Origin of the sequence: Stutzerimonas sp. R40042, assembly GCF_026642215.1 — a bacterium.
In the GTDB taxonomy this organism is placed as follows: Bacteria; Pseudomonadota; Gammaproteobacteria; order Pseudomonadales; family Pseudomonadaceae; genus Stutzerimonas; species Stutzerimonas frequens.
On record NZ_CP113258.1, the window covers coordinates 3123477 to 3136824 of the forward strand.

Sequence of the window (13348 nt, forward strand, 5' to 3'; positions counted from 1 at the left end):
TCCCTCTTCACGGATGACCCGTACCCTTGAGGTTATACCCGCAGCGGCCAAGGCCGGCACACTGCGGGTCGGTCGACGCTCAGTGGATCAGAGTTCCGGACGCATGTGCGGGAAGAGGATCACGTCGCGGATCGAAGGCGAGTTGGTCAGCAGCATCACCAAGCGATCGATGCCGATTCCCTCGCCGGCGGTCGGCGGCATACCGTACTCCAGCGCACGAACGAAGTCGGCATCGAAGTGCATGGCCTCGTCGTCACCAGCATCCTTGTCGGCCACCTGGGCATGGAAGCGCTCGGCCTGATCCTCGGCATCGTTGAGCTCGGAATAGGCGTTGGCGATCTCGCGGCCACCGATGAACAGCTCGAAGCGGTCGGTGACGTTGGGGTTGCGATCGTTGCGCCGGGCCAGCGGCGAAACCTCGAACGGGTACTCGGTGATGAAGGTCGGCTGCTCCAGCTTGTGCTCGACCAGCTCCTCGAAAATCATCACCTGCAGCTTGCCCAGGCCTTCGTGGCCGAGCAGCTTGGCACCCGCTTTCTTGGCGATGGCACGGGCCTTCTCCAGGTCGTTGAGATCGGCGGCCGAAATTTCCGGGTTGAACTTGAGGATCGAGTCGAACACCGACAGCCGCGCGAAGGGCTCGCCGAAGTGGAACACCTTGTCGCCGTAGGGCACGTCGGTGCTGCCGAGCACGGCCTGGGCCAGCTCGCGGAACAGCTCCTCGGTCAGGTCCATGTTGTCTTCGTAGTCGGCATAGGCCTGGTAGAACTCGAGCATGGTGAACTCGGGGTTGTGCCGGGTCGAGACGCCTTCGTTACGGAAGTTGCGGTTGATCTCGAACACGCGCTCGAAGCCACCGACGACCAGACGCTTGAGGTAGAGCTCCGGTGCGATGCGCAGGAACATCGGCATGTCCAGCGCGTTGTGGTGGGTCTCGAACGGCTTGGCCGCGGCGCCGCCGGGGATGGTCTGCAGCATCGGCGTTTCCACTTCGAGGAAGTCACGCTCGGCGAGGAACTTGCGGATGTGGGCGATGACCTGGGAGCGCACGCGGAACGTCTCGCGCACTTCCTCGTTGACCATCAGGTCGACGTAGCGCTGACGATAGCGCTGCTCGGTGTCGGTCAGGCCGTGGAACTTGTCCGGCAGCGGACGCAGCGACTTGGTCAGCAGGCGCACGTTGCTCATGTAGACGTACAGGTCGCCCTTGCCCGAACGCGCCAAGGTGCCCTCGGCGGCAATGATGTCGCCCAGGTCGAAGTGCTTGACCGCCTCAACCTGCTCGGCCGGCAGGGTCTTGCGATCGACGTAGACCTGGATGCGCCCGCTCATGTCCTGCAGCACCATGAACGGCCCGCGGTTGAGCATGATGCGCCCGGCGACCTTGACCGGAATGGCGGCCGCTTCCAGCTCTTCCTTGGTCTTCTCGGCGTACTGTTTCTGCAGGTCGCCTGCATAGCGGTCGCGACGGAAGTCGTTGGGGAAGGCATTGCCCTGCTCACGCACGGCAGCAAGCTTTTCCTTGCGCTGGGCAATCAGCTTGTTTTCTTCCTCTTGGATGGCGTGCTGGTTCAGCGGTTGTTCGCTCATTGCGGGTCGTCCCGGTCAAATCGTTTCAATGGGGTGCTTGCGGCTTGAGGCGTGCGGCTGCGCTCAGAGCCCCTGTTTGAGGCTGGCTTCGAGGTACCCGTCGAGGTCGCCGTCGAGCACCTTCTGGCAATCGCTGCGTTCCACGCCGGTACGCAGATCCTTGATGCGCGAGTCGTCGAGCACATAGGAACGGATCTGGTGGCCCCAGCCGATGTCCGACTTGCTGTCTTCCAGCGCCTGAGAGGCGGCGTTGCGCTTCTGCATTTCCAGCTCGTACAACTTGGCCCGCAGCATCTTCATGGCGGTGTCCTTGTTCGCGTGCTGGGAACGTTCGTTCTGGCAGGCCACCACGGTGTTGGTCGGTACGTGGGTGATACGCACCGCCGAGTCAGTGGTGTTGACGTGCTGACCACCAGCGCCCGAGGAGCGGTAGGTGTCGATGCGCAGGTCGGCCGGGTTGATCTCGATCTCCACCTTGTCGTCGATCTCGGGCGATACGAATACCGCCGAGAACGAGGTGTGGCGACGGGCGCCGGAGTCGAACGGACTCTTGCGCACCAGGCGGTGCACGCCGATCTCGGTGCGCAGCCAGCCGAAGGCGTATTCGCCCTTGATGTGTACGGTGGCGCCCTTGATGCCGGCGACCTCACCCTCGGACAGCTCGACGATCTCGGCGCTGAAGCCGCGCTTGTCGGCCCAGCGCAGGTACATGCGCAGCAGGATGTTGGCCCAGTCCTGGGCCTCGGTACCGCCGGAGCCAGCCTGGATATCGAGGTAGCAGTTGTTGGGGTCCATCTCGTGGCTGAACATGCGGCGGAACTCGAGCTTCTCGAGAATTTCGCGCAGGCGCTCGACTTCGGCCACGATGTCGTTCACGGCGCCTTCGTCGTTTTCTTCGGCGGCCATTTCCAGCAGGTCGCGCGAATCGGCCAGGCTACCGGTCAGGTCGTCGATGGTTTCGACGATCTGCGCCAGGGTAGCGCGTTCACGGCCCAGGCTCTGGGCGTATTCGGGCTTGTTCCAGACGTTCGGGTCTTCGAGTTCGCGGTTTACTTCGACGAGACGATCATGCTTCTGATCGTAGTCAAAGATACCCCCGAATTGACTGGGTGCGCTCGGACAGGTCCTTGATGCTGTTGAGGATCGGGTTGATTTCCATAGGTAGGCAGCTCTCAATCGGACGGTGCAAAAGCCGGCGATTATAACTCAGCCAACCCGTGCTGACAGCCCGCTGGGCGTGCCGGCGGACGGTCAGGAAACGGATTTGCCCTCATGATGGCTGGTCAGGCACTGACACCACGTACCTGGCTTTCCAGTTCGCCTTTGAGTTGCGGATCGAGCTGCAGGCAGCGAGCCAGTTCGTCGAGGTAGGCACGCTCCATGAAATGCTCCTCGTCGACCATCAGTACGCTGGCCAGGTACATCTCGGCAGCCATCTCCGGGGTGCTGGCGGCACTGGCCACATCGGCCGGGTCCAGCGGCTTGTTCAATTCGGCCTCCAGCCAGTGCTGCAGATCAGCATCGGCGAGCTTGCCCAGCTCCGCCTCGATCAGCTGGCGCTCGCGAGCATCGACATGGCCGTCGGCCTTGGCCGCTGCCACCAGCGCCTTGAGAATGCCCTGGCTGTGGACCTCGACCTCTGCCGGCGGCAGGCGATCGATGGTCTGTGGCGTCTGCTGCTGCGTCCCGCCCTGCTGTGCCTGCCAGTTGCTGTACGCCTTGTAGGCCAGCACCCCGAGTGCCGCCAGACCGCCGTAGGTCACCGCCTTGCCGCCCATCTTGCGTACCTTGCGGTTGCCCAGCAGCAAGCCCATGGCACCGGCTGCCAGCGCGCCGCCGCCGGCGCCTGACAGGGCATTGCCGAGCGAACCGCCGCCAACGCCGGAAAGCAGGTCGCTCAACCCGCCTTTGCCAGGTTTGCCGCCTGCACCGGATTGCTGCTTCTGCAGCAGGTCCTGACCGGACCTGAGCAGTTGATCGAGAAGGCCACTGGTTTTCATCGAAGTCCCCAAACGGTTGGATCAGGATTGAACAGCAGTGCTCAGTCGAACGACTCGGGCACCTGACGGATCGGCGTGTCGCGATGGGCGGCACGCACGTACTGCGCCGGCCAGGCCACCGACCCGTCGCGCAAGTATTCGGCGGCATGCAGCGGCCAGTACGGGTCGCGCAGCAGTTCGCGGGCGAGCAGGATCAGGTCGGCCTGGCCGGTGCGCAGGATGTGTTCGGCCTGCACCGCCTCGGTGATCATGCCGACCGTTCCGGTGGCGATACCCGCTTCCTTGCGCACGCGCTCGGCAAACTGCGTCTGGTAGCCCGGCCCGACTGGAATATCGGCGTTGGCCGCGGTGCCGCCGGATGACACGTCGATCAGGTCGACGCCGATACCCTTTAGCCGCCGTGCAAGCTCGACCGTTTCGTCTGCATTCCAGCCATCATCGACCCAGTCGGTCGCCGAGAGACGGACGAACAGCGGCAACTCCTCGGGCCAGACCTGGCGCACCGCAGCGGTGACCTCCAGCAGCAGACGGATGCGGTTGTCGAACGAGCCGCCATAGCGATCCTGACGCTGGTTGGAGAGCGGCGAAAGGAACTGATGCAGCAGGTAGCCATGGGCCGCATGCACCTCGGCGACCTTGAAGCCGGCTGCCAATGAGCGCTCGGCTGCCTCGACGAACGCTTGCACGACGCCCGCGATGCCGGCATCGTCCAGCACCGTGGGCACCGCATGTTCCGGCGAGAAGGCGATGGCGGACGGCCCCACCGGCGCCCAGCCGCCGGCAGCGATCGGCACGCTGCCATGCTTGCCGAGCCAGGGCCGCCAGGTGCTCGCCTTGCGCCCGGCATGGGCCAGCTGCACACCGGCGAATGCGCCCTGCGCCTCGATGAAGCGGGTGATCCGCCGCAATGGCTCGACATGCTCGTCGGACCAGATGCCCAGGTCATCCGGCGAAATACGCCCCTCAGGGCTGACCGCCGTCGCCTCGACGATCACCAGTCCGGCGCCACCGACGGCGCGGCTGCCCAGATGCACCAGATGCCAGTCGTTGGCCATCCCCGCCTTCGCCGAGTACTGGCACATGGGCGATACGGCAATCCGGTTGGGCAGTTTGAGCTGGCGCAGGGTAAGCGGCTGGAAAAGCTGGGACATGTCGGCCTCTACTGTCGTGGATGCGGGTTGGACACCCATCAGTAGAGACCGTTTCCGCGCCCGTGCCCAGCCCGAGGCTGGCGAAGCCGCTCGTCAGGCGGCGCTGACCTGCACCGGCACACCGTTGAGCGCGGCGTTGCCGGAAACGTCCAGCTGGCGCTCGTCGGTCAGGTCGTTGCTGCTGGCGCCAGGCTGCTGCCGCGCGATATCCAGCTGCACGCCCGGCCGCGCATGGCCCCAGCCGTGCGGCAGGCTGACCACGCCGGGCATCATCTCCTCGCTGGCCAGCGCCTCCACCTCGACCACGCCGACCCGCGAATGCACGCGCACCCGCTGGCCATCCTGCAACGCCCGAGCAGCCATGTCCGCAGGGTGCATCAGCAACTGATGGCGCGGCTTGCCCTTCACCAGGCGCTGGTAGTTGTGCATCCAGGAGTTGTTGCTGCGTACATGGCGACGGCCGATCAGCAACAGCTCGTCGGCACCCGTCTGAGGTTGCGCGGCGAAACGCTGTAGATCGTCCAGCATCAGCGCCGGCGCGGCCTGGATGCGCTTGTTCGGCGTTTTCAGGCGCCGCGCCAGATTCGGCTTGAGCGGCCCGAGATCCAGCCCGTGCGGATAGTCCTCCAGCGCTGCCAGGCTCAGCTTACGCTCGGACTTGTCGCCGTATGGCCCATGGCGCAGCGCCAGGTCCATCATCTGCTGCGGCGGCATGGTGGGCTTGAGCTCGACGCCCACCCGCGTCGCGTAGGCCTTGGCCAGCCCGATGAAGATCTCCCAGTCGTGCAGCGCGCCCTCGGGCTTGGGCAGCACCGGCTGGTTGAAGCGGGTGACGTTGCGCACGGCGAGCAGATTGAATGTTGCGTCGTAATGGTCGTGTTCCAGCGGTGCGGTCGGCGGCAGGATCACGTCGGCATAGCGGGTCGTCTCGTTGATGTAGAAATCCACGCTGAGCATGAACTCCAGGCCATCCAGCGCCTGCTCCAGCTTGCGCCCGTTGGGCGTGGAGAGCACCGGGTTGCCGGCCACGGTGATCAGCGCACGCACCTGCCCTTCCCCAGGCTCGAGCATCTCTTCGGCCAATGCCGCTACCGGTAGTTCGCCGCCGTATTCAGGCAGTTGCGAAACCCGACTACGCCAGGCGTCAAAATGGCCGCCCTTGGTGGTCTCCACCAGATCCACCGCCGGCTCGGTGCACAGCGCGCCGCCGACCCGGTCGAGATTACCGGTGATCAGGTTGATCAGCTGCACCAGCCACTGGCAGAGCGTGCCGAAGGCCTGAGTCGAAACGCCCATGCGTCCGTAGCAAACCGCCCTGTCCGCCGCCGCGAAGTCCCGCGCCAGCTGGCGGATCTGCTCGGCCGGTACTCCGCAACGGGCACTCATCGCTTCTGCCGTAAAGGCAGCGATCGCCGTGCGCACCTCCTCGATACCGTCCAGCGGCAGTTCGCTGGCACGCGTCAGCCCTTCCTCGAACAGGGTGTTGAGCAGGCCGAACAACAGCGCGGCGTCCTGACCGGGGCGCACGAACAGGTGCTGATCGGCGATCGCGGCGGTCTCGCTGCGGCGTGGGTCGACGACCACCAGCTTGCCGCCGCGGGCGCGGATCGCCTTCAGCCGCTTCTCCACATCGGGCACGGTCATGATGCTGCCATTGGAGGCCAGTGGGTTGCCGCCAAGGATCAGCATGAAATCGGTGTGATCGATATCCGGCACCGGCAGCAGCAGGCCATGGCCGTACATCAGGTGGCTGGTCAGGTGGTGCGGCAGCTGGTCGACCGAGGTCGCGGAGAAGCGGTTGCGCGTTTTCAGCAAGCCGAGGAAATAGTTGCTATGGGTCGTCAGCCCGTAGTTATGCACACTCGGATTGCCTTGGTAGATCGCCACGGAATTGCTGCCGTGGCGCTCGCGAATCTCGGCCAGGCGCTCGGCGACCAGCTCGTAGGCCTCGTCCCAGCCGATGGCCTGCCACTCTTCGCCGCAGCGGCGCATGGGGTGGCGCAGGCGATCGGGGTCGTTCTGGATGTCCTGCAGCGCTACTGCCTTCGGACAGATATGGCCGCGGCTGAAGCTGTCGAGGGGGTCGCCCTTGATCGAAAGGATGCGCTCGCCTTCGGTCTGGATGGTCAGGCCGCAGATGGCTTCGCACAGATGACAGGCACGGTGATGGACGCTGATGTCGCTCATTTCGGGTTCCCGCATGGCGCTGTTGTTGTCTCGCCACTCTAGGCGCGGCGGCGGCAGGCAACAATCGAACGTTCCGGCGGGGAATGCCAGCCGATTCAGCCAGCCTATCGTCGGCTGGCATGCATCGGTCAGCGCGGGGCGATATGCGCCACCATCAGCTGCACGCTTTCCTGGCCGCGATACTCGTTGACGTCGAGCTTGTAGGCCAGCTCCGCCCAGCGCACCGTCGGGTTCGGCCAGATTTCGCGGTCGACGTTGAAGGCGATACCGTCCAGCGTCAGCGAGCCGCATTCGCTCTTCAGCACAAGCTTGAGATGGCGCTCACCGACGATACGCTGCTGCACCAACTGGAACACACCGTGGAACATCGGCTCGGGAAAATGCTGGCCCCAGGGCCCGGCGTTGCGCAGCGCACGCGCCAGCTCCAGATGGAACTCCTCGACGCTGAGCTGGCCATCGGTGAGCAGCCGACCGGTGAGATCGTCCTCGTACAGCTGGCGGCGCACCTCGGCATCGAAGGCGGCGGCGAAAGCGCCGAAGTTGGCTTGTGGCAGCGACAGCCCGGCCGCCATGGCGTGCCCGCCGAACTTGCTGATCAGGCCGGGATGCCTGGCGGCAACCGCATCCAGCGCATCGCGAATATGAAAGCCCGGCACCGAGCGCGCCGAGCCCTTGAGCAGCCCGTCGCCAGCATCGGCGAAGGCGATGGTCGGGCGATGGTAGCGCTCCTTGAGGCGCGAAGCCAGGATGCCGATCACGCCCTGGTGCCAGTCCGCCTCGAACAGACACAGGCCGAACGGCAGGTCTTCCAGTGGCAGGTCCTTGAGCTGCGCCAGCGCCTCGCGCTGCATGCCCTGCTCGATGGCCTTGCGATCCTTGTTCAGCTCGTCGAGCTGGGTCGCCATATCTCGCGCCAGCGCCTCGTCCTCGCAGAGCAGGCATTCGATGCCCAGCGACATGTCATCCAGTCGACCGGCCGCGTTCAATCGCGGGCCGAGGATGAAGCCCAGGTCGGTGGAGGTGATGCGGCGATGATCGCGCCCGGCAACCTCGAGAATCGCCCGCAACCCCGGCCGAGCCCGCCCCGCGCGAATTCGCGCCAGGCCCTGATGGACGAGGATGCGGTTGTTGGCGTCCAGCGGCACCACGTCGGCGACGCTGCCCAGCGCCACCAGATCGAGCAGCTCGGCCAGGTTCGGCTCGGCCCAGCCCTGACGGGCGAACCAGTTCAGCTCACGCAGCCGCGCGCGCAGGGCGAGCAGCACATAGAAGATGACGCCAACCCCGGCGATGCACTTGCTCGGGAAGGTGCATTCCGGCTGGTTGGGATTGACGATGGCATCGGCCGCCGGCAGTTCGTGGCCCGGCAGATGGTGGTCGGTGACCAGCACCTTGAGCCCTGCCGCCTTCGCCGCCGCGACGCCATCGACGCTGGAGATGCCGTTATCCACGGTCACCAGCAGTTCGGGCTCGCGCTGCAAGGCGACGGCGACGATTTCCGGGGTCAGGCCGTAGCCGTACTCGAAACGATTGGGCACCAGGTAATCGACGTGGGCGGCACCCAGCTGGCGCAGTCCGAGCACGCCGACCGTGCTGGCCGTAGCGCCATCGGCATCGAAATCGCCGACGAACAGGATGCGCTGGCGCTTTTCCAGCGCCTCGACCAGCAGCTCGACTGCCGCATCGATGCCCTTGAGCTGCTTATAAGGAATCAGCCGTGCCAGCCCCTTGTCCAGCTCCGCTGCGCAGGTCACGCCACGCGCCGCGTAGAGGCGCTGCAGCAGCGGCGGCAGCTCGCCAAGATCGGGCAGCTGCTCGGGCAGGGGGCGGGGTTCGATACGCATGGGTTCCGGTCTCGGTCAAAACGGATTGAGGGCGTGAACTGCTTGCCCTGCGGGCCGCCTGCGAAGCAAAGGGATTCAGCGGATCGGAACGGATCATGACCTGGCTCCGCCGGCTTGGCCGACGAGGCGGGCAAGCATACAGCAATGTCGAATCCGGCACTCGTGCAGGCTGCCGGCGCTATGTCGGATAATCTAACGCAACCACGGCGCCTGGCCATCCGCTACACCGCTGCGCATCGACCATTCGAAGGAGCCTTCCAAATGGGCCGTCTGTTATTGAACTGCGACATTGGCGAGAGCTTCGGCGCCTGGACGATGGGTCTCGACGCCGAAGTGATGCCGCTCATCGACTGTGCCAACATCGCCTGCGGCTTCCATGCATCCGATCCGCAGGTCATGCGCCGCACGGTTGCACTCGCACAGCGGCATGGCGTGCTCATCGGCGCACATCCGGGCTATCCGGATCTGGTCGGCTTCGGCCGTCGCTCCATGGCCTGTATGCCAGACGAAGTGGAGAACATGCTGCTCTATCAGGTCGGCGCGCTCGAGGGGATTTGCCGTGCCGAAGGAACCCAGGTCCGCTACGTCAAGCCTCACGGCGCGCTGTACAACGACATGATGCGTGAGCCGGAGCTGCTACGGGCTGTGATGGCAGCGATCAAGGCCTATAGCGACAGCCTGCCGCTGATGCTGATGTCCACTCGTGACAACAGTGCCAGCCAGGCGATGGCGGCGGAGATGGGCATCACCCTGTGGTTCGAGGTTTTCGCCGACCGCGCTTACGACAACGCCGGCATGCTGGTGAACCGCAAGCTGCCAGGCGCGGTTCACCATGACAGCGACAGGGTGGCCGACCAGGCCCTACGCCTGGCTCGCGGCGAGGCCCTCACCACCCACGATGGCGGCACCTTGACCCTGCAGGCCGACACGCTATGCGTGCATGGCGACAATGCCGCTTCCATTCTCGCCGTGCAGCGCATTCGCCAGTCCTTAGAGGCGATCACACCGTGAAGCCGCAAATCGAGGTGGTCGGCGTCGATTGCTTGATGCTGCGACTTTTCGACCAGATCGACGAAGGCAACATGCCCTGGCTGCTCGCCGCCAGGGACCGCATCGAGGAGGCCTTCGGTACCGCGCTGATCGACCTGGTGCCCTCCTACACCACACTCTTCGTCCACTATGACCTGACCCTGCTCGATGATCGCCAGGCGCGCGGCCTGATCGCCACTGCACTTGATGGCCTGCGCCCGGCAACGACCCGAAGCGGCCGCCTGCACGAGATCCCGGTGTGGTATGACCGCGACGCCGGCCCTGAGCTGGAATACCTTGGCGAGCGCAGCGGGTTGGGCATCAGCGGAGTCATCGAACGACACAGCGCGCATGTTTACCAGGTGTTCGCCCTCGGGTTCGCGCCGGGCTTCGCCTTCCTCGGACTGGTCGATGAGCGGCTCGCCAGCCCGCGCCTGGCCACACCGCGCAAGCAGGTACCGGCTGGCAGTGTGGGTATCGCCGACCGGCAGACCGCGATTTATCCGGCACAGTCACCGGGCGGCTGGAACCTGATCGGCCGCAGTCCGACGCGCCTGTTCGACCGCGAGTCCGACCAATACAGCCTATTGCAACCTGGCGACCGGGTACGTTTCGTCGCGGTCGAGCGCGCCGAATTCATCCGCCTGGGCGGCGACGACAGCCCGTTCGAGGCCGCGCCATGAGCCTGGTCGTCGAGCAGGCCGGCGCACTCGCCAGCATTCAGGACCGTGGGCGTTTCGGTGTTCGTCACCTCGGGGTGACGCAGGGCGGCGCGGTGGATTGGCTCTCTTGCGCCTGGGCGAACTGGCTGCTCGGCAACCCTCTTGACGCGCCGGTGGTGGAAGTAACCCTCGGCAACTTTCGTCTACGCGCCGAGACCGATGCCCGCCTCGCCATCTTTGGCGCCGATCTCGGCGCAACGCTGGACGGCCAGCCCATCGCGCCGGGGCACGCCTTTACGATCAGCCGGGGCCAGCAGCTAACCTTCAGCCAACCACGCCATGGCGCACGCGCCTATCTCGCCGCTCCGGGCGGCTTTCAGGCCCCGCGAGTGCTGGGGAGCTGCGCAACGGTGAGGCGGGAGCAGATGGGTGGGCTCGCAGACGACGGGCGCGCGCTGCGCGCGGGCGACCGCTTGTGCTGGCAGGGCCACGCTGCCGTCTCGAGGGAACTGCCAGCACAAGCGATAACGGCGCTGTCCGGCGGTGTCCTTTCAGTGGTGCCAGGGGCACAGATCGCCGCCTTCAGCGGGACGAGCCTGTTTGCGGCATTCAATGGCGAGTGGGTCGTCGATCAGCGCGCAGATCGAATGGGCGTCCGCTTGCTCGGCCCGACACTTCACTGCAGGGATACATCGATGGTTTCCGAGGGGATTCCGCTGGGCGCGATTCAGGTTCCGGCCGACGGCCAGCCGATCATTCTGCTCAACGACCGCCAGACAATCGGCGGCTATCCCCGGCTCGGTGCACTGACACCCTTGGCTGTGGCGCAGCTCGCGCAGTGCCTGCCAGGCAGCGTGATCCGCCTCAGACCTGTCTCGCTGGAGGCTGCGCAGCGCGAGCAACGGGCGCTGCTCAACCAATGGCGCTAGGCTCAACGCGGCAAACAGGTCATGCCATCAGCGCTCGCCGAGCAGCCAGCCGAGCGACACTTCGAACTGCCCGCGCTCGTCGGTTATGAACAGCGTACCGTCGCTGATCATCACCCCCCATTGCAGGCTTCTGGGCAGGTCTTTCACCAGGCCGGCAAGCGATTCGGAGTCGACCGTGGCGATGGAAAGGTTCTTCAGCCCCTTCACCGCCTCGACCACCTTGCCCTGCCAGACCCGCAGGTTGCCGTAGGCCAACAAGCTGACTCGCTCGGCGCGCCGGGCGCACCAGGTCAGGCGCTCGGCGTCCGGCTGACCGACCTCGATCCAGTGCAGGACGCGGCCATCCAGGCTCTTCTCCCAGAGCGCCGGTTCATCCACATCCGACAGCCCGCGGCCGAACGCCAGCTGCTCGCTATACCAGAGCGCATAAGCGATCAGACGCACACCCAGGCGCTCCTCGGTTTCCGAAGGGTGCCTGGCAACGGTGAAGCGCAGATTCTCATAGACGCCACGGTCCAAGTCCGTGAGGTTCAGCTCGACTTTGTAAGGCGTCGCTTGCAGGGCCATTTTGGCGGGCTTCGTGTTGGAAAAAAGGCAGGCAGTCTACCTCAAAGCTCGACCCCCGGCGCGTCCCGCGCAGCGGTGGCAGTCTCGACCAGCGCCCTACCATCTTCGCAGGCCAGGCGGGTGCAATTGCGGCCCGCAGCCTTGGCCACGTAAAGCGCCCGATCAGCCTGCGCCAATAGCTCATCGAGTTCGTAACCCGAGGTGGTAGTCGCCACACCGATGCTGACGCTCAACCGCCCCTGCTCGGCGAAGGGCATGGCGGCGAACTCAGCACGGATACGCTCGGCCACCTCGCGAGCGACAAGCGCGTCGGCATCGGCCAACAGACAGGCGAACTCTTCACCACCGATCCGCCCGAACACATCTTGCCGCCGCATTCGTCGTGCGATCACCTGGCCAAAATCGACCAGCGCGCGATCACCAGCCTGATGACCGAAGGTGTCGTTGAGCCGCTTGAAGAAGTCCAGATCGCAAAGCAGTAAAGCCACCGGTTCACCACGCAGGCGCCCACGCTGGAGCAAAGCCTGTCCGGCATCGATGAACGAACGCCGGTTGCCGATGCCGGTCAGCGGATCGCTGAGCGAGGCGTGCCGATATTGCTGCTCGGCGCGCTCACGGACCATCGCCAGGGTGACGAAGGAGATTCCGATGGCGTAGAGCAACGTCTCGAAGATCACGAAGGCGAAGAAACTCACCGCCTTCGGGTCACCGAACGGCTGGCCGCGGTCCACCACCATACGCAGCAGATAGAACGCCACATGGAACATCATCAACCCGATGGCGGGCCGCAGTGACACGGATATTTGCTGCCGGCTACGCCAGAGCTCGAACATGGCAAGCGCGGTATAGATGACCGTCAACGCCGAAGCCAGCAGTAGCCGAGCAGTCAGCGACGAGTAAAACGCCGGCACCAGACACAGCGCGCCCCAGAGCAGCGCCCCGGCAACGATGCCAGGCAGATAAGGCCGCCGGCCGGCGAAGGTGCGCATCGCCGTCCAGTTCATGGCCAGCGCCAGCTGCAGGGCGACGTTGCCGAGCACGATTGGCACCACGTCGATACCGAGGCCTCGCAGAGAGCCAAGCACCGTAGAGACGGTCCCGAACAGCAGCATGAGACAGGTGCAACCCAACGTCGAATCCCGCTGCCCGCTACGCCAGGCGCAGAACATCAGTACGCCGAGCAGGAGCAGCACATATATGTCCACCAGCGTCAGGGTGGGAACGTCCAGATGCACAACGCAGCTCCGCAGGAATAGCCCCGCATCCTTCACTTGACTCGGATAAAGGCGGGATCAAAGGGGGCGGCAGTTTACGCGGCGCCTGAGGCAAGAAGCCAGCGAGCGCCGACGGGCGCCAGGGCGTCGCTCGGATGCATGAGCACAATGCAGC

Annotated in this window: 11 protein-coding genes; 3 read left to right on the forward strand and 8 right to left on the reverse strand. The window is 65.2% G+C overall.

Annotated elements, in window-relative coordinates:
* Positions 1-87: 87 nt before the first annotated feature.
* From lysS to recJ, 6 genes are all read right to left on the reverse strand, one after another.
* On the reverse strand, positions 88-1590 hold the full coding sequence (gene lysS, locus OUY36_RS14725; RefSeq protein ID WP_267934855.1) for a lysine--tRNA ligase: 1503 nt from the start codon (positions 1588-1590) through the stop codon (positions 88-90).
* 63 nt (positions 1591-1653) lie between these two features.
* Positions 1654-2749 (reverse strand): peptide chain release factor 2 gene (prfB, locus tag OUY36_RS14730; RefSeq protein ID WP_100218733.1). Its coding sequence is split into 2 segments (ribosomal slippage): positions 1654-2676 and positions 2678-2749, totalling 1095 coding nucleotides; the frame shifts between segments, so codons are not numbered across the junction.
* A gap of 124 nt (positions 2750-2873) precedes the next feature.
* On the reverse strand, positions 2874-3590 hold the full coding sequence (locus tag OUY36_RS14735) for a tellurite resistance TerB family protein (RefSeq protein WP_267934856.1): 717 nt from the start codon (positions 3588-3590) through the stop codon (positions 2874-2876).
* Positions 3591-3631: 41 nt separating this feature from the next.
* The gene (locus OUY36_RS14740) at positions 3632-4741 is read right to left on the reverse strand and encodes an NADH:flavin oxidoreductase/NADH oxidase (protein ID WP_267934858.1); all 1110 of its coding nucleotides are present in this window, start codon (positions 4739-4741) and stop codon (positions 3632-3634) included.
* A 93-nt stretch (positions 4742-4834) separates the two neighbouring features.
* Positions 4835-6928, reverse strand: a complete 2094-nt coding sequence (locus OUY36_RS14745) for a molybdopterin oxidoreductase family protein (protein ID WP_267934859.1) — start codon at positions 6926-6928, stop codon at positions 4835-4837.
* Positions 6929-7056: 128 nt separating this feature from the next.
* Positions 7057-8772, reverse strand: a complete 1716-nt coding sequence (gene recJ / locus OUY36_RS14750) for a single-stranded-DNA-specific exonuclease RecJ (protein ID WP_267934861.1) — start codon at positions 8770-8772, stop codon at positions 7057-7059.
* A gap of 261 nt (positions 8773-9033) precedes the next feature.
* On the opposite strand from recJ, the gene OUY36_RS14755 reads away from it, so the two are divergent.
* Genes OUY36_RS14755 through OUY36_RS14765 form a run of 3 tightly spaced genes read left to right on the forward strand, consistent with a single transcriptional unit; the run spans position 9034 to position 11392 of the window.
* Positions 9034-9783: a 5-oxoprolinase subunit PxpA gene (locus OUY36_RS14755; RefSeq protein ID WP_267934862.1), complete on the forward strand. Its 750-nt coding sequence runs from the start codon at positions 9034-9036 to the stop codon at positions 9781-9783.
* Positions 9780-10484 carry a 5-oxoprolinase subunit PxpB gene (gene pxpB, locus OUY36_RS14760; RefSeq protein ID WP_267934863.1) on the forward strand — a complete coding sequence of 235 codons (705 nt, stop codon included), beginning with the start codon at positions 9780-9782 and terminating at the stop codon, positions 10482-10484. Before OUY36_RS14755 ends, pxpB begins: the two co-directional genes overlap by 4 nt.
* Entirely contained in the window at positions 10481-11392 is a 912-nt protein-coding gene (locus OUY36_RS14765; protein WP_156243641.1) for a biotin-dependent carboxyltransferase family protein, read from the forward strand. Before pxpB ends, OUY36_RS14765 begins: the two co-directional genes overlap by 4 nt.
* 27 nt (positions 11393-11419) lie before the next feature.
* Here OUY36_RS14765 and OUY36_RS14770 read toward each other — a convergent pair whose 3' ends face one another.
* Together OUY36_RS14770 and OUY36_RS14775 are read right to left on the reverse strand one after the other, a co-directional pair.
* Positions 11420-11959, reverse strand: coding sequence for a YaeQ family protein (locus tag OUY36_RS14770; RefSeq protein WP_267934864.1), 540 nt, complete (start codon positions 11957-11959; stop codon positions 11420-11422).
* Between the two features lie 41 nt (positions 11960-12000).
* Positions 12001-13194, reverse strand: coding sequence for a GGDEF domain-containing protein (locus OUY36_RS14775; protein ID WP_267934866.1), 1194 nt, complete (start codon positions 13192-13194; stop codon positions 12001-12003).
* Between the last annotated feature and the right edge of the window lie 154 nt (positions 13195-13348).

Bases quoted from the DNA above. Each gene is read 5' to 3' on its own strand.
- lysS (WP_267934855.1), bottom strand. From the start codon at position 1,590: ATGAGCGAACAACCGCTGAACCAGCACGCCATCCAAGAGGAAGAAAAC.
- OUY36_RS14735 (WP_267934856.1), bottom strand. From the start codon at position 3,590: ATGAAAACCAGTGGCCTTCTCGATCAACTGCTCAGGTCCGGTCAGGAC.
- OUY36_RS14740 (WP_267934858.1), bottom strand. From the start codon at position 4,741: ATGTCCCAGCTTTTCCAGCCGCTTACCCTGCGCCAGCTCAAACTGCCC.
- OUY36_RS14745 (WP_267934859.1), bottom strand. From the start codon at position 6,928: ATGAGCGACATCAGCGTCCATCACCGTGCCTGTCATCTGTGCGAAGCC.
- recJ (WP_267934861.1), bottom strand. From the start codon at position 8,772: ATGCGTATCGAACCCCGCCCCCTGCCCGAGCAGCTGCCCGATCTTGGC.
- OUY36_RS14755 (WP_267934862.1), top strand. From the start codon at position 9,034: ATGGGCCGTCTGTTATTGAACTGCGACATTGGCGAGAGCTTCGGCGCC.
- OUY36_RS14765 (WP_156243641.1), top strand. From the start codon at position 10,481: ATGAGCCTGGTCGTCGAGCAGGCCGGCGCACTCGCCAGCATTCAGGAC.
- OUY36_RS14770 (WP_267934864.1), bottom strand. From the start codon at position 11,959: ATGGCCCTGCAAGCGACGCCTTACAAAGTCGAGCTGAACCTCACGGAC.